The organism is Alkalihalobacillus sp. AL-G (assembly GCF_030643805.1).
GTDB lineage: Bacteria > Bacillota > Bacilli > Bacillales > Fictibacillaceae > Pseudalkalibacillus.
The window spans coordinates 892005-908231 of sequence record NZ_CP094656.1 but is presented as its reverse complement, the minus strand read 5'-3'; the positions used below and the strand labels follow the sequence as shown (position 1 = coordinate 908231).

At 40.9% G+C, this 16227-nt stretch carries 17 protein-coding genes; 4 read left to right on the top strand and 13 right to left on the bottom strand.

The features are described 5' to 3' along the window. Positions 1-16: 16 nt before the first annotated feature. Positions 17-310, bottom strand: coding sequence for a hypothetical protein (locus MOJ78_RS04625; protein WP_304980037.1), 294 nt, complete (start codon positions 308-310; stop codon positions 17-19). Between the two features lie 137 nt (positions 311-447). Beyond that, on the bottom strand, positions 448-1197 hold the full coding sequence (locus MOJ78_RS04620; protein ID WP_304980036.1) for a DUF1836 domain-containing protein: 750 nt from the start codon (positions 1195-1197) through the stop codon (positions 448-450). Positions 1198-1387: 190 nt separating this feature from the next. Here MOJ78_RS04620 and htpX point away from each other — a divergent pair, with 190 nt between their 5' ends. Together htpX and MOJ78_RS04610 are read left to right on the top strand one after the other, a co-directional pair. Beyond that, positions 1388-2272, top strand: a complete 885-nt coding sequence (gene htpX, locus MOJ78_RS04615; RefSeq protein ID WP_304980035.1) for a protease HtpX — start codon at positions 1388-1390, stop codon at positions 2270-2272. Between the two features lie 178 nt (positions 2273-2450). Continuing rightward, a complete protein-coding gene (locus MOJ78_RS04610) occupies positions 2451-2918 on the top strand; it encodes a BsuPI-related putative proteinase inhibitor (RefSeq protein WP_304980034.1) in 468 nt (155 codons plus the stop codon). Positions 2919-3725: 807 nt separating this feature from the next. Here the strand turns inward: MOJ78_RS04610 and MOJ78_RS04605 are convergent. From MOJ78_RS04605 to MOJ78_RS04580, 6 genes are all read right to left on the bottom strand, one after another. Next, positions 3726-4898, bottom strand: coding sequence for an MFS transporter (locus MOJ78_RS04605; RefSeq protein ID WP_304980033.1), 1173 nt, complete (start codon positions 4896-4898; stop codon positions 3726-3728). 45 nt (positions 4899-4943) lie between these two features. Further along, positions 4944-5396 carry an SRPBCC family protein gene (locus MOJ78_RS04600; RefSeq protein WP_304980032.1) on the bottom strand — a complete coding sequence of 151 codons (453 nt, stop codon included), beginning with the start codon at positions 5394-5396 and terminating at the stop codon, positions 4944-4946. After that, complete coding sequence (locus tag MOJ78_RS04595; RefSeq protein ID WP_304980031.1) at positions 5393-5737, bottom strand: MerR family transcriptional regulator; 345 nt, start codon at positions 5735-5737, stop codon at positions 5393-5395. The genes MOJ78_RS04600 and MOJ78_RS04595 overlap by 4 nt, the downstream gene beginning before the upstream one ends. 203 nt (positions 5738-5940) lie before the next feature. Then, positions 5941-7326, bottom strand: coding sequence for an N-acetylmuramoyl-L-alanine amidase (locus tag MOJ78_RS04590; protein WP_304980030.1), 1386 nt, complete (start codon positions 7324-7326; stop codon positions 5941-5943). Between the two features lie 139 nt (positions 7327-7465). Beyond that, on the bottom strand, positions 7466-7630 hold the full coding sequence (gene ytzI, locus MOJ78_RS04585; protein ID WP_304980029.1) for a YtzI protein: 165 nt from the start codon (positions 7628-7630) through the stop codon (positions 7466-7468). A 142-nt stretch (positions 7631-7772) separates the two neighbouring features. Next, positions 7773-8219 carry a hypothetical protein gene (locus MOJ78_RS04580; RefSeq protein ID WP_304980028.1) on the bottom strand — a complete coding sequence of 149 codons (447 nt, stop codon included), beginning with the start codon at positions 8217-8219 and terminating at the stop codon, positions 7773-7775. A gap of 300 nt (positions 8220-8519) precedes the next feature. Here MOJ78_RS04580 and MOJ78_RS04575 point away from each other — a divergent pair, with 300 nt between their 5' ends. After that, a complete protein-coding gene (locus MOJ78_RS04575) occupies positions 8520-9392 on the top strand; it encodes a peptidoglycan-binding protein (protein WP_304980027.1) in 873 nt (290 codons plus the stop codon). 62 nt (positions 9393-9454) lie between these two features. Here MOJ78_RS04575 and MOJ78_RS04570 read toward each other — a convergent pair whose 3' ends face one another. Beyond that, positions 9455-9742 (bottom strand): hypothetical protein, encoded by a 288-nt coding sequence (locus MOJ78_RS04570; protein WP_304981325.1) that lies wholly within the window; start codon positions 9740-9742, stop codon positions 9455-9457. Then, complete coding sequence (locus MOJ78_RS04565) at positions 9694-10611, bottom strand: DNA-3-methyladenine glycosylase family protein (protein WP_304980026.1); 918 nt, start codon at positions 10609-10611, stop codon at positions 9694-9696. The genes MOJ78_RS04570 and MOJ78_RS04565 overlap by 49 nt, the downstream gene beginning before the upstream one ends. A 201-nt stretch (positions 10612-10812) precedes the next feature. Between MOJ78_RS04565 and MOJ78_RS04560 the strand changes: the two genes are divergently transcribed. Next, positions 10813-11844, top strand: a complete 1032-nt coding sequence (locus MOJ78_RS04560; RefSeq protein ID WP_304980025.1) for an acyltransferase family protein — start codon at positions 10813-10815, stop codon at positions 11842-11844. A 231-nt stretch (positions 11845-12075) separates the two neighbouring features. On the opposite strand, the gene MOJ78_RS04555 is transcribed toward MOJ78_RS04560, so the two are convergent. The 3 genes from MOJ78_RS04555 to hutI form a co-directional block, all read right to left on the bottom strand. Then, positions 12076-13791: a S8 family serine peptidase gene (locus MOJ78_RS04555; RefSeq protein WP_304980024.1), complete on the bottom strand. Its 1716-nt coding sequence runs from the start codon at positions 13789-13791 to the stop codon at positions 12076-12078. A gap of 242 nt (positions 13792-14033) precedes the next feature. Further along, positions 14034-14984 carry a formimidoylglutamase gene (hutG, locus tag MOJ78_RS04550; RefSeq protein ID WP_304980023.1) on the bottom strand — a complete coding sequence of 317 codons (951 nt, stop codon included), beginning with the start codon at positions 14982-14984 and terminating at the stop codon, positions 14034-14036. Beyond that, entirely contained in the window at positions 14962-16191 is a 1230-nt protein-coding gene (gene hutI / locus MOJ78_RS04545; RefSeq protein WP_304981185.1) for an imidazolonepropionase, read from the bottom strand. Before hutI ends, hutG begins: the two co-directional genes overlap by 23 nt. Between the last annotated feature and the right edge of the window lie 36 nt (positions 16192-16227).

Genomic DNA, 16227 nt, shown 5'->3' with positions numbered 1-16227 from the left:
GTTTTTGATCCTTCTGCTAATCAACTTGACCCACCAGAAAAGTATAAATACATATCCCGATGTCACTAGGATTGTCGATAACTCCCCATGCAATAAAGATTTCTTTTATGTAATCATATTCTGTGCCTACCATTCTGCTGATACTGTTTATTAAACCGATGAATGGAACAATTATGGCAGTTAGTGAGGTAACCATCGAGAAAATAACCATCTCTTTTTTAATCAGGGAAAAGATAGTAGTTCCTAAAGTAACTGCTAAAAAGAGATAATGAATAATCCAAAATAACGCTGGTAAACTTTCTCCACTCATTATTTCCCTCCAGTAAATAAAGTTTATATGTGTAATTTTACACTAAAAGGATAAATTAATCTATATTGATTTTTGAAAAAAATTTAAAAAGCATGTGAAGTTTAGAAATCACATGCTTTTCTTTGTTCATTTTGGAATCAAATGAACAATGTTGAATTTAGGAATTGTCGTGAAACGGATTGGAAATAAGAGGTTTGTACAGATAAGGTTGAAATGACTAATGCATTCTGAATAATCGTTTTCTCTTTTTCATTTAAAAAATCCATTGCCTTTAGCTTTTCTTCTGCCTTTTGGAAAATCAGCATTTCCGCCCGATCACCATGATGAATTCGGAAGTCTACGTCCACTACATAATCCTTGTTCAAATCAAGTTCTTCAAAAATTAAGGAATATGTAGAGTAATAATAAAGCGGATCAATCAAGTCATCCTGCCGATCCTCAATATTATTGAAAATTAACGTCAGCAGGTTACGAATGGATACAAAATCAAGTGTACTTTTCAAATCTTCAACGATAAATAAAATCGCGGCTTGCTCAAGGGAGTATTTCTTGCCTTTTTGAGGGGATCCGATTAACCCGCGGACATCCCGTTTCACCCAATTTTGCACTGCACTTGTCGAGAAGCTGCTGTATTCGATTTGGTTTCCGAGAGATACAATTTCATTAATAGAAAGACCGACATCCCGTTTCGATATTTTCATCAATTTTTCAAAAATCCCTGGTAACGATGAATTCATCGCACTTTCCACCATTGAATTTTCCGAATCTGATTGATTCGAATCCACCAAAGCACTTTTAATGACATCAAAAGGAGACATACCTTCATTATTTTGTAGAGACAGTAATAATTCCGCCATTTCTTTTCGTGTTAATGTGAATGGATGCATTTTTTCACCTCAAAACGTACGTTCATTTGACCTTATCATACGAAATATTATTCCTACACGTCAATAACAAACAGGTAAATGGATTCTGAATTTATCTAAAATTGAAGGTTCTCGCTTGAAAATTTAAGGTTTGTATTTTATAATTAGGTCATACATTAAGTTCACATGAACCTGAAATGAGGTATGAATAATGGCAAAGCGTATATTTCTATTTATCCTTACAAACGTGTTAGTGCTTACGACGATCATGGTCGTGCTTTCATTATTAGGATTGAATTCTTATATTGATGCTGCTACTGGGAACATTCAATTCGGTGCATTGTTGGCATTCAGTGCAGTGATAGGTTTTACAGGCTCATTCATCTCACTTGCGATTTCTCGCTGGATGGCTAAAAAAATCATGCGTGTCAAAGTAATTGATCCGAATGGTTCGCTTAACGCATACGAACAAAGCCTTGTTGATCGTGTTCATCGCTTAGCGCGAACAGCCGGATTAGCACATATGCCTGAGGTGGGAATTTATAATTCTCCTGAGGTCAATGCGTTTGCTACGGGGCCTTCCAAGCGTCGTTCACTCGTTGCGGTTTCGACAGGTTTACTTGAGCAAATGGATGACGATGCAGTTGAAGGTGTTGTCGCTCACGAGATTGCCCATATTGCAAATGGTGACATGGTTACAATGACCCTATTGCAGGGTGTCGTGAATACATTCGTTGTTTTTCTATCAAGAATCGCAGCATGGGCTGTCGCACAGTTAGTTGACGAAGATAAAGCAGCAATCGTCCATATTCTCGCAATCATCGTATTCCAAATTGCCTTTTCGATTCTCGGAAGTATTGTGATCTTTGCCTACTCTCGTTACCGTGAGTACCATGCAGATCGTGGTGGAGCAGACCTTGCAGGTAAAGATAAGATGATCCATGCACTTGAGTCGTTAAAAGCTCATGTTAACCGAGTCGATACAAGACAAGAAACACTTGCATCCATGAAAATCAGCGGTGGTAAACGGAAAAAACTACTTTTTTCCACGCACCCTGATCTTGATGAGCGTATCCGACGCTTACATGCGAAATAATAATCATTACTTTTCAAAGGTTGACTGATCTTACGGGTCAGCCTTTTTTCATGCATTTGCAAGAATTGATTGGTTTGGATAAGATATGTAACATATAGGCCCCTTATCTCGTCTATACTACTGAGAGGAATCATTTCGATATCTTTTTCACATTAGATGTAAAGGGAGGATCAACAAAATGTTTCGCTACTTAATGATCAGCATGCTAGTTTTCTTAACCGCATGTGGCACAGCACAAGAACCCAATCCCCCTAAAGCAGAACCGTCAAATGGACAAGTTCAAGAAAAGCCGGATTCTGGAGGTAACGGTATTGTGGCAGGAAAAGTAGAGATAAATGCAGTGTCAATTAATACAAATAAAGCTGTCTTTGAAGTGAAAAATCAAACCGAGCAGATTGTCGAGCTTCAGCTTTCAAGTGGTCAGCAATTTGACCTTTGGATTACCGATGAAAGTGGAAACGAGGTGTTTCATTGGGCGGAAGGGAAAGTGTTCACCCAAGCCCTGATGACAAAAACACTTAAACAGGGTGAATCCTTAACATACGAGGTCGAATACCCTGAACTAAAACCAGGCACGAACAAATTCAAGTTCGTCTTCACCTCGAAACCACCTATTGAACAGATATTTGAACACACGATCCAGTAAACTGTAAAAGGAATGACAATCGGGAAACATCAAATCTCCCTTTCTGTCATTCCTTTTTTCAACCTAAGTGGCTTTTACTTCTTCAACAGGCTGCCATAGCTCTTTGAAACCGATTGCTCAATTTTAAATTCGTGGACCATTTTTTCTTCTCTTATGCGCTTCTTTTGTACGAATCAATTGATCTTCTAGCTTTTTCATTCGGCCGGGGGTTCTTTACCATGTCGATGGATTGGACTCGCTCGAACAATTCCTCATAAGGCTCTGGAATTTCAGGCTTTCGATCATCCGCACGTGTTAAAATTTTTTTCGGCTGCGATAAATATAATGCCCGAGATTCCATTTGATCGAATTGTTGAACCCCTCAGGAACTAACTCGAATTGCTGTTCTTGACAGCATGCGAAGCTGTAACGTCATCTGATGTGTATGCATCTGAAAAAACGTTTACAGGACTCGTTCTCCTAGTTTTTAGTAGAATGTGTCCCGGAAAAATGGTTTCCAGGACCCGTTCTCCTAGTTTTTAGTAGAATACGTCCTGGAAAAATGGTTTCCAGGACTCGTTCTCCTAGTTTTTAGTAGAATGTGTCCCGGAAAAATGGTTTCCAGGACTCGTTCTCCTAGTTTTTAGTAGAATGTGTCCCGGAAAAATGGTTTACAGGACCCGTTCTCCTAGTTTTTAGTAGAATACGTCCTGGAAAAATGGTTTCCAGGACTCGTTCTCCTGGTTTTTGGGTGAATTCGTCCCGGAAACAATGAATTTTCCATCATTTCATTCCCCATATCGTCAGAAGATTTTGCCGTCAATCTGTCTATGTTTCCTCGATTCCGAACTTTACTAGTACACTACCGATGATGAGAATCACTCCGGCAAATCCAAACACATATGCCGTTAAAAATGCACCTGATATCCATCCGCCAATAATAGGTCCAATCAGGTTTCCTAAAAACCGACAACTCGCTGTTACACCAAACGCTCTTCCCTGGATCGTTTCCGGAGTTTTTTTATAAATCAAGGTTTGAAGTGCAGGCCAGACTCCGCCTAAAATAAGTCCTTGGAGGAAGCGCCACGCATATAGCTCGTACACTGAATCCGTCCAAAGCTGAGGGAAAAACAGAATACCGCTAAACAGCATGATTGCTGGCAGCATTTTCACATGACCAAGTCGATCACCTAACCTACCGAGGTAGGGTGAGCCGATAATCGTTGCAATCCCGAGGATCGATGCGGCGAGGCCTGAGAGGAACGCCAAGTTTTCGGGATTCGATACGATTGTTTTGACAAAGATCGTCATCATTGAATTTGTACTTAACATCGCCGCCTGCAAAAGAAATGTTGCCATAAATAAGATAAGAAGCTCACGATGACGGAGGACATCCAGGAACGTACCATGCTTCCCTTTTGTCGTTTGCAATGGCTGATCTTTTGGGATGAGGAAAACGACAAGCAATACTGCCATCAGAATACTGACTCCTGTAACAGCAAAAACCGCTCGAAACCCAAAGATATCTGATAAGGCTCCACCAATCAGCGGTCCGATGATTCCGCCAGAAATACCGCCTGTTTGTAAAAAGCCTAGTGCAGCACCTGTATGCTCTTTTGGAGTGATTCTTGATAAATATGAAAAAGCGACCGTAATAAACCCCGAGAAGAATCCCATACAAAATCTTAAAATGAGGAGCATCCATGGCCCTGTAGCAAAGGCCATTAAGAAGGTCATGATCCCCATACCAATTCCTGCACGAACCAAATTCGCCTTTTGCCCGTATTTATCCGCAAAAACCCCCCAGATTGGAGCCATGATTGCACCTGACAAAAATGCGGCAGAAAAAATGGCACCTGTCCAAATACTAAGGTTCTTTTCGTTGGTTACACCGAGCTCTTCCAAAAATAACGGTAAGAATGGAAGGACCATCGTCATCGCTGCAACAATTATAAAATTACATAACCACAAAAATCTCGAACTTCGTCTCCAATTTTTCATTGCTGTCATTCCCTAATTTTACGCACAAACGATCATTGATAACTTTCATTGTATCATAGCTTCTTGTTTAACCTTTTGTAAAAACTCCTGAACAACTTTATAGTTGGTTTTCTCACTGCCGAGTTTCAGCATTGCTCTTCCAACAAAATTCACTCCTTTGTTTTGCCCCTCGTAAATGAATTTCGTGTGAGTATCATCGATTTTAAGTAACCTGAAAGTAAGATTGATTTCAAAAGCCTTGCCTAATACAAAGCTAATTTGTTTTAGCTTCTGATCTTCATCATTTTTAAACCCTAATGTTTCAACAATATAGGTTTCTACCCGTTTTCCTTCGCGATATTTCTGCTGATGCTTTGCTCCTACTTCCCCTTCCTTCTTTTCAATCAATACATGTTCCTCTACTTTCGGCATGATTTTCTTGATGTTTTTATCGAAGAACAATTCCCACACATTTTCAATATGAGTCTCAATAATAATTTCTTCTTTCCAATGGATCATTCATTATCCTCCTTACCAGATGCAATAAAAGCATCGATCTCTTCAATCCTTAGTAGTAAATTCTCTATTTGCACCTGTATGTTATTCCTTTTTTGATTCAACAGATCCTCTAAATGCTCAAATGACTCGTCCTCCATAACAGAAATCATTTCCTGAATCGTAAAGCCAAAACCTCTCAATTTAACCAGAAGGATGGCAAGAAAGTAGCTGCCATCATCGTAATAGCGATAGTTGTTACTCGGGTCGATATAAGCAGGTTCGAGTAATTTCACTTCAGCATAATAACGTAAAGTTTCCTTACTTAATCCCGTCATCTCAACAAACTCACTAATCTTGTACATCCTGACCCTCCCTACTTTATAATAAACCCTGGGGTGCACCACAGAGTCAATAACTATTTTAAGTAACTTCATATGTATAAATTAAGACCCTTCAATCATTCTTTTACAAAGCTCTCCATTTATTCTATCAGTAGTACCATTCATTTTTCTTTTTACAAAAAAATCACGCTGAGTATTCCCAGCGTGATTTTCTTTTGTGCATCCTATATTTGTTGTTTCGCTTTTTCGAGCCGGTCCAGATGTTCATTTACTTGGTTGATTTCAAAGTCGATCATTTTTTCATATAATGCGAGTATTTGTTGTCCGTAAGTGGTTCCAGGAACTGCCCATTTCCCATTTAATTGGGTCCAGCTTTTCGCTGAACCACGATTCACTAAAGAGAAGCGGGGGTCGACGATATCAAATTCATCCGGTGGTTGTTCTGTAGATGCATAGGCAAACAGATGCTGTAAATGGGCGAGAACACCTTCCTTAGGCGTTGCGAAGGATGCTCCATTTTCATTAGGACCTGTTGCACCGATTCCTGCATAGTTGTTTTGACCAGGTTCAACAACACCGGTGAAACGGAAATAATTCGTTTCATGAACCGCTTGGGCAAAAGCGACATCACCGCGAATTCCATAGACACGACTTAGTTCATCGTACAAAGCACCCAGATCTGGAGCATTTGGATTCACCTTTTTCACAAACAGGTTCAGGTTTTCAGGCTGTATAAGCGTTGGGCCAAGAATAGTATAGCCTTTTACTGGTTCAGGAGTCGGCGGTTCAGATGGTTCCGAAGTTCCTTCTGTTACGATGAACGCATCCTTAATCCCAAGCTGCTCCACTTTTCGCTCTTGATCCTCTGCATTTTCTTTATCCGCGTATGCCCCTGCCTGGACCCGATAAAAGAGGGATCCATCAATTGTTACCGAGTAAATGTAGGGTTCAATTCCTTTTTCTTTTAGGAAAGCAGCCCGTTCTTCCGCATTTTTCTTTTCCTTAAAGGAACCTGCAATCACCTTATATAACACCTTTCCGGCAGGAGGCTCCGGCGTTTTCTTTCGTGGTAAAGACAAAGCTTTTGCGATTCCTTGTGCCGTGGCATTGGCAACATCATCCACAAATTGGTCATTTAACATCAGTTTAAGATCCTGCTCATTATCGATAAATAAAATCTCTAGTAAAAGAGCATCCATTTCAGTGTTTCGCAACACATAGAAATTTGCTCTCTTTTGTCCACGGTTTACGACATTATATCGATTTACAGTATAGACAATTTCTTGGTGTACGATATCTTGAATCCTTTTCGTACTTTCCGGAACCGATCCGTTATAAATAAAGCTTTCGAAGCCTCTTCCACCAGCTGCGTTATGATGGATCGAGCAAAAGAAGTCTGCATTTTTTTCATTAGCAAATGTGGTCCGTTCACCGAGGGTTAGTGTTTTGTCTGTTGTTCGCGTCATTAGAACATTTGCAGAGTAGTCATTGAGTAGATATTTTCGTACCTGTAAAGAAACTTCCAGGTTAAAATCCTTTTCACGGTACTGGCGATACGTTGCTCCTGTATCCCGCCCCCCGTGACCAGGGTCCAACACGATCGTTTTCATACAGTCACCTCTTCATTCATTTATTCATCCCCCTATTGTTACTCTATTCTGTTTATCCATGGAATGTTTGTACAAAAAAATAGATTGACTGCATTATACAGCCAATCTACATCGGGTTAAAAATTTCTAAAATATCAATTTATCCGTTTGTTTTATCGTCATTTTCAGCATTTCCATCAAGGTTAGGGTTGTTATCGATCGGGTCAACCGTATGTTTATAGGAATAACCTTTAGAAATAGCGGCTACAAAGACCACAAGGGTGACAATGATGATGATGACGGAAATGATTAGAACTTTGGTCATAGAACCTCTTCCTCTCTACTATGAAAAAGTGCAAGAAGTAACGGGCTAATTGGCTGTAGCTAGTCAGCTTTTACCCGTACTCTTACAACATTAACACTATTAGTCGGAAAAGAAACAGTAAGAAATGACAATTTGTTAAACACTATGGACTAGTTGAACCATACGTTTCGGTAACACCCCAATAGTCCTCGACGACAATATCATTCATCACGACATCGAGGTCATGAAAAATCCGATGTGTAATAAGCATATCTTGAGTATCATTGGTTTCAATTGCCTTTCCAATCCCGTCTGCAGCACGTTCCAAATCATCTCTTAAAGTTCCTTTTGTTTCAGGAACCAGAATTTCTTCGATATACTCTTGTTTCGCAATCAATTCTCCCTTCATCTTTTCAGGGTTAACAGCTTGCCAGGCTCCCCAACCTAATAATTCATTAAGATAGCCATGGATATCTCCAATTTCTGCGTATATTTCTTCTTCATTACTTGAATTAGCAAAGATTGAATCGTTAGAGACACTCCTTACTTTCCCAAGTTCCTTTGCTTCAGAAAGAGTAGTTGTATCGTCAGCCTTTTTAAGTAGTGACATACCTGACCAGCCACCTATGCCAATAAACAAAATTGATAGAATACCTACGAGAACCCACTTGGATGGATGTTTCCAGCTTTTCAGAGCAATCCCCTCCAGTTAAATCCTTCATTTTAAAAACATAGTAAATTATAGGTATCTTAACTTATTTATGGGACTATGACAACGGTACAAGGGTCATGTCTTCAAAACGTAACCCGGCTGTAATCGTTTTATTATTGTCATGTCACATTCAACTAGTAGAATGTGCAATTGGGACGTAAGACAAGCGTTCCTACACCAAAGGAGGGAACATTCTATATGCTTAAGAGAATGATACTTACTGCAGCGATTGCAGGCACAGCTATCCTTGCACCAGCTGCAACTGAGGCGGCGGATCTTGAAACCCCGCTAAAAAAGAATATGTGGCATGACGATGTTCACACACTGCAACAGGACCTAAAAGAAATAGGATTTTTCGATTACCATAAATCCACTGGTTTCTTCGGAAAAATTACTCATAAAGGTGTCAAAGCATTCCAAAAGGATTATGAAATCAATCCTACTGGAATTGTAGATAAAGAGACAGCGGAGGTTTTAGAGGAAGCGACTTCTCTATTAGAAAAAGGAGATCGGGGTAAAGCCGTTTCTCACCTTCAAAAGCACTTAGCTGAATTGAAGCTATATAACTACAATATAGATGGAATTTTCGGATCGATTACAGAGCAAGCTGTCATTGATTTTCAGGAAGAAAATAATTTAATGGTAGACGGAATCGCAGGCCCAGCAACAAAAGCCGCATTATTCAACCTTAAGGTTGATGCGGTAGCAGCCAATGAAAAGCCAGATAAAGAAACAACTGAACCACAAGCAGAAGAAAAAGCTGAACCTGCCGATGAAGAAAAGAAAACAGTCACTGTGGAAGCTACGGCTTATACAGCAAACTGTGAAGGATGTTCAGGTGTTACAGCAACAGGAATCGATTTAAATGCAAATCCTGACCAGAAAGTCATCGCTGTTGACCCTGATGTCATTCCACTTGGCACTGAAGTGTACGTGGAAGGCTATGGTCGTGCGATTGCAGGGGATGTTGGCGGTGCGATTGACGGAAATGAAATCGACGTCTACTTCCAATCAAAGGACACTGCTATTGACTGGGGCCGTAAGACAGTTGAAGTAACAATCTTAGGATAATACTAGATTACAAGTTAATCAACATTGAAAACGCTTGGGATTTTTCCAAGCGTTTTTATCTATTATTCTTTTTGAAATTCTTCTTCAAAATAAAACGTACTTGGGTGTTCTTGAACTATATATGAATATTTTCTTAAATGTTTTATATATTGCCATTTCAATATCGTTACTAACTCACCAGTCTTTTGAATATTCACTACATCGCCATTGTTAAACAAGTTGTTTTGACCCTTCAAACGGCCACTCCCTTTCCCCACTATTATACCATATAAAACATATGATTGATTTTTACGTGCCCTTGTTACTTTTTCAAGTATTGCCACAGGTAATAAGTAATATAGCTTTCCCATGGATTCCAGCCTCCATCAAATGCAATCGTACGGACTTCGTCATCCGACGGCTGATGCTCCAGACTGTAGATTTTCCTTACCGCATTTCGTACTCCAATATCGGCTGCTGGAAGAACATCTTTCCTGTGTAAACCAAATAGCATCAAACATTCGATCGTCCACAATCCAATTCCCCGAATCGGTAGCAGCTGTTTGATGATTTCTTCATTCGACGCTTCCCACAGCCGATCAAGATCTAAGCTTTTAGAGGTGACGAGCCGGGAAAAATCAATGATGTATTCTGCCTTTCGTTGGCTGAATGAAAGTTCCCTTAACTGCTCATAGTCAAGTTGTGCAAGAAAATCGGCAGTCGGAAACAGATATAGGTCACACCCTTCAACCGGTCGTATTTCCCCAGCTAATCGAACAAGGCGTTCCTTTAAGGTTGCGGCAAACTTCAAATTCACCTGCTGACCGATGATCGTATCGATGACTGTTTCGAATAGGTCTGGATTCGTTACTACCCTCATTCCATAAAACTGATCGATCAGTTGCTTAACGACGTCATTATTTCCGAAACTTTTATAAAAATCGGAAAGTGAATTGGATAAACCGAACATACGCGTAAAATACACTGAGACTAGCTTCTTGTCATCCACTGTTTCTAATCCAGAATCATTCACAAAAATTGTTACGCGTTCACCCTCAATTTGGACAACCGCATCCAGTAGGAATGGTTTTCCATCGATATGTATCCACTTCACAAACCGACGTTTATCGGGAATGACGACCATCGATTGTAGCGTTTCTGTCGTCCGATGATGTTGTTGAAACGTTAACTCGAATGAAAACGGTCCATCAAACATTATTTCAAGATAAGTTTTATTCATAAAAATTCTCCTTATTCCATTACATATATTACAAAAAATGAGTTCTCTATTAAGAGATTTTTACAACCACCATCAACTAGATGACAAGTTCGAATTAAATTAATGACAGACGATTGATTCATAATCTGATGGGGTATGTTATGGAACATGCCGCAACTACTATGTATTCTACAAAAACTTTTTTCATCTGGAGGAAGGATTATGAAAACCAAGGAATTAAATCGAGACTTTTATTTTGACAACGCAAAATTCATCCTGATTTTTCTTGTTGTGTTCGGTCATTTTATAAGTCCCCACAAATCAAACAGTGAATTTCTATATACATTATACAACTTTATTTACACGTTCCATATGCCTGCTTTTATTATGATTGCTGGATTTTTCTCGAAGGGGATTTTTAAGGATGGGTATTTGAAAAAGATATTCAAGAAGGTTCTTATCCCTTATTTCATTTTCCAATTAGTTTATTTTGTGTTTTACACCTTTAAAAACGGTGAAGAAACCTTCAGTTTATTTGATCCATATTGGACGCTTTGGTTCTTGCTTAGTATGGTCCTTTGGAACGTACTTCTCATCTTATTTGTCCGATTCAAATATCCTTCAGTGATGATGGGTATTGCCCTGGTGATTGGTGTCTTTGCTGGCTATATCCAGGACATCGGCACATACCTCAGTCTATCTAGGACCTTTGTATTTTTCCCTGTGTTCTTATTAGGATATTTGCTGAAAAAGGAACATTTTCATAAGTTGTTACAACCAAATAAACGGGTTGCTGCAGCTGTTATTCTCGTAAGCATGTTTGTCAGCTATTTCTTCTTCTTTCCTCAGGAAGCAAAGGATTGGTTGCTTGCGTCATCTTCCTATGAAGAGCTAGGTGTTGAATTAGGTCAGGCGGCACTAGTCAGAATCCTAATGTATGGTTTGATGTTTATTGCAACGTTCAGCTTTATGACCCTTGTTCCGAGGAGAAGGATGTTCTTTACACATCTCGGGGGCAGAACATTATATGTCTACCTGTTACACGGATTTATCATTAAACTGTTCTCGATTACACCGTTTTATGAGCTAGTTGATAAAACAGGAAATTATCTTGTTCTATTAGGACTGGCGATAATTGTTACGTTAGTACTGTCCTCGAAGCCTATCATTACTGTGGCGCAACCGGTCATTGAACTGAGAACAAGCTTGATCCAACGATTCGTCCATCGGGATCGAACAGTAAATGTTTCGTAATATGACAAATTTCCTTCATTTCCGGGGAAATATGGAACTATTCGACTAGTTCTCTCCATTTATTAAGAATTATTGAAAGGAGTCAGCTTGCGAGCCGACTCCTTTTTTATTATTACTATGAAAAACAATAAAAAAACAAAAACACCTTCAATCCCAATCCTAAGAGCATCGAAGGTGTTTTCTTGATCGGGGAACTCCTCCACTTTGCTCGGGAAATCCCTGAACTTATTTTTACTGATTTGAGGTCAAATTCAGACCACCTGCACCGGCACTTAAATCAAGATAGTAGTCGCCGCTGCCGCTATAGGAGGAAACTTGTATTGTATACGTTCCAGTGCTAGTCGGGTTGAACGTGACTGTTTCTTGTCGCTCCGTTCCTTCAGCTTGACCGACGAGCTGTCCAGATGGATCATACACATACACATCGAAGTCTGGATCGCCTCCCCAGAACCAGGATGCCTGCCAATCCGTGATGATCATTGTAAATGCTGCTGGATAGTTCGTATTTGTTACATCGAATGTATACGTGTCGACACTGCCAGTTCCGCTAAGTGAATTCTGCTCTGCAAAATGATTCGGTTTTGCAACGTCCGTTCCGCTTAGGTTGCCTGCATCTGCGATGGCATCGTAGCCTTGAAGGAATCCATGTCCATAATCAACATCTTTCCCTGCTGGTCCCCAATCTTCTGCAGTGTCGGCAAGGGTTATATCGACTTGCGATGGTGAAAGCGAAGGGTTGGCATCAAGCATCAGTGCAACCGTTCCAGCTGTGAAAGGCGTCGCCATACTTGTTCCGCTATGGGTTATATAGCCATTACCAGTGTTTGCTTCGGCTGCAGTGATGTTGTAGCCAGGTGCAACAATGTCCGGTTTAATTCGTCCGTCAGCTGTTTCTCCTCGACTCGAGAAGTAAGCAAGGAAAAATCCACCTTCACCTAGGTCTGCTCCAGCACCAACAGTGACCGCTTTTTCAGCAGCACCTGGAGATCCGATCGTTTGTTTGCTCGGGCCTGAGTTCCCTGCTGCCACTGTGACAACAAGTCCTGAATCTACCGCATTATTAACAGCTACAGATGTCGAATCCGTTCCATCCGAGCTTGCGGAAGTACCTAAGCTCAAACTTAAAACTTCGATACCATATACATCCTTGTTTTGCACAGCCCAATCGATACCAGCGGTTACATCACTCATGCTACCGCTTCCTTGACTATCGAGAACTTTTACACCGACAAGTCCTGCACCAGGAGCAACACCCTTATTAGTCGCATTTCCATCACCGTCACCTGCGACTATACTGGAACAATGTGTGCCATGTCCTTGATCGTCATATGGTGTCGACCGGTTATTAACAAAGTCCTTCCAACCAAGGACTTTCCCTTCATCAAGATCGACATGACTTGCATCAATCCCAGTATCAATGACTGCAACAACGATGTCGTCCTTTGAATAAGAGTCGACATTCCCATCGCCATCACCAGTAAAACCGAAATCACCTCTTGCTTTCTCTGTTCCGAACCAATGGTTTGCCGTTCCATTGAATGCTTGGACAGGTGCATCGAACTCAACTGATTTTACAAATGGGACCTTTTCCAATTGCTCGATTTGCTTTTTCGTCATTGTTGCAGACATACCGTTTAATGCACTCTTAAAAACGTGTGATGTCTTGAATTTCCCAAGACGCTTTTGAATGGCTTCATGTGCTTTTGGACTAGCCATTGATTCATCAAACTGAATGATAACCGGAAGTGATTCATTTTCATCCTTCTGTGCCAGCTTTTTTTCCAGGTTATCGAAAATTTTGTTGTTATCTAAGTTGACCATTGCCGGTGCCAGGTTTGGATTTTTTGGTGCCTTCTTTTCGTGATCAGCAGCACTAGCACCTCCTAATGAACCGAACAGCATACTCGTCGCCAAAACTGCAGAAGCGACAACATGTTTCTTTTTCATACCCTTTTCCTCCCTTAAAATTGTAATTTCATAGAGGTTTTTGAATAATTCTGTAAATTAATCGTAATACATTTGTCCTATGATGAAATGAGGAGAAAGAGGGAACTAACAAACTTTTTAAACTATGTATTTCGGTGCGTTTATTTTAAGTTGAAAATTTTTAAATTAGGAATAATAGACTACTTAATTAAGTGAAAAATCAAAAAAGCTTGCAGAGAATCAAACTCTACAAGCTCTACAAGTTATATTCGATTGAGGAAAAAGGTTAAGATCACATAGGCTGCTAGTTTGCTTGTCATGTTTCGAAAATCCACGGTCGGGTCAATTTCTACAATGTCCATACCTTTTACCATCGGTTCTTGCGCAATGACCGGAATGCATTCTAACAGTGCATCACTCGTCATTCCCCCAGGCCCAATTGCAGGACACCCTGGGGCAAAGGCTTGATCGAGGACATCCATATCTAATGAAATGTATATGATATCTACCTTCCCTTTCAATTGCTGAATCGCCTCTCGGACAATTCGAGCAGCCCCTTGATCCCTAACATCCTTCATCGTAAAAATCGTCACACCATGCTGTTCCCCGAACTCATGATACGGACGGCTGTTTGAAAAATTTCGGATTCCAATCTGTACTAGCTGGTCTCCTTCGATGACATTCTCTTCAATTAAGGCACGAAACGGCGTGCCATTGCCTGTCCCGCCATCCTCCCGATTTCGAAGGTCATGATGGGCATCGAATTGGATGATCCCCACTTTTCCTTTTTGTTCAGCAAAGGCTCGGATACTCGGAAAACTGATTGAATGGTCGCCTCCAAGCACGATTGGAAACATTTCAGGATGTGCATGAAGCAAGCTCGCCATTGTTTCGTAAATCCGCCTGTGAGAGCCAGGAATGTCGGTCAAATGCATTTCAATATCACCAAGATCTATCATCCTTTTACTTGCCAAGTCTTTCTCATCCTCAATTGCATAGGTCGATAGCGCTGAAAACATTTGACGGATCGCAGCGGGAGCTTGTGAAGCTCCGGAGAGGCTGATTGACGGCTTCGATAACGGAGCACCGATTATCCCTGCATCCGTAATCTTTCCGACCTTGTCCCAAGCTTCCACGATCTCAGCGGCTTTTGTTACATGCCGATCATGGAATCCCGCTGTTCCAGATGACTTAAGATACGGTAACTCTACCAAGCTGTTCACCCCTTTTATAGACAGTGGTTCCGCTTTTTAAAACTGTATTGACGTGGTTCACACCGTAGTGATAAGGAACATAGAGATAGTTCGGTGCATCCCATATGACGATGTCCGCATTTCTTCCTTCCCGGATCTTACCAGCATGCTCACCATAGCCGATTGAATAAGCTGAATTGACCGTCACAGCGTTCCAAATTTCTTCAGGCTTCATTCGTAGCTTTAACGCCGCAAGATTCATAATGAGCTGTATATTTTCTGTCGGAGAGCTGCCTGGGTTAAAATCGGTCGCCAAGGCAACAGCGGCATTATGTTCGATTATTTCACGAGCCTTTGCATATTCATTTTTGTTCAAATAAAAGGTTGTCCCTGGGAGAAGTACAGCAATCGTTCTGCTTTCTCCAAGCTTTTCAATTCCTTTTTCGGATGCTCCGACAAGGTGATCAGCGGAAATCGCATCAACCTCACACGCCATTTCGGTTCCGCCGAGCGGGTCGATTTCATCGGCATGAATCTTAACGTCAAATCCCATTTCCTTCGCTTTTCTTAAATATTCGCGTGATTGTTCAACGGTAAAGACGCCTGTCTCACAGAAGATATCTGCAAATTGGGCGAGACCCTCTTTTTTTACCATTTCCAACACACGTAGCATTTCGTTTAGAAATTCCTCAGGCCTTTCCTTAAATTCAGGTGGAATTGCGTGTGCACCTAAAAATGTGGATACGATATTGAGCGGATGGTTTTCGTTAAGTTTCTTCGTTACACGAAGCTGCTTCAACTCAGTCGATTCATCAAGCCCATACCCGCTTTTCGCCTCTACCGTGGTGACCCCGTAGCTCATAATCCGATCTAGATGAAAATGTGCTTTTTCGTAAAGTACCTCTTCGTCCGCTTCCCGTGTCGCGTTGACGGTCGATAAGATTCCGCCACCTTGTTTTAAAATGTCAAGGTACGGTACACCCTGCTGCTTGAGTGCCAGTTCATGCTCACGTGATCCACCAAAGACTAGGTGAGTATGTGGGTCGACTAGTCCTGGTGTTACTAACTGTCCTTTGCAATCGATCTTGTCGCCTGCTTCAAACTGTGGAGCACCATCGATGGGTCCTGCATAAATGACTTTTCCGCCTTTTATCGCCACTGCTGCCTTCTCGACGAGACCGACCTCCATCATATCGGTTCCTTTTCTTACACCTTCTTTTCCATCCATGGTTAACAATTGGCCAATATTATATAGTACGGTATC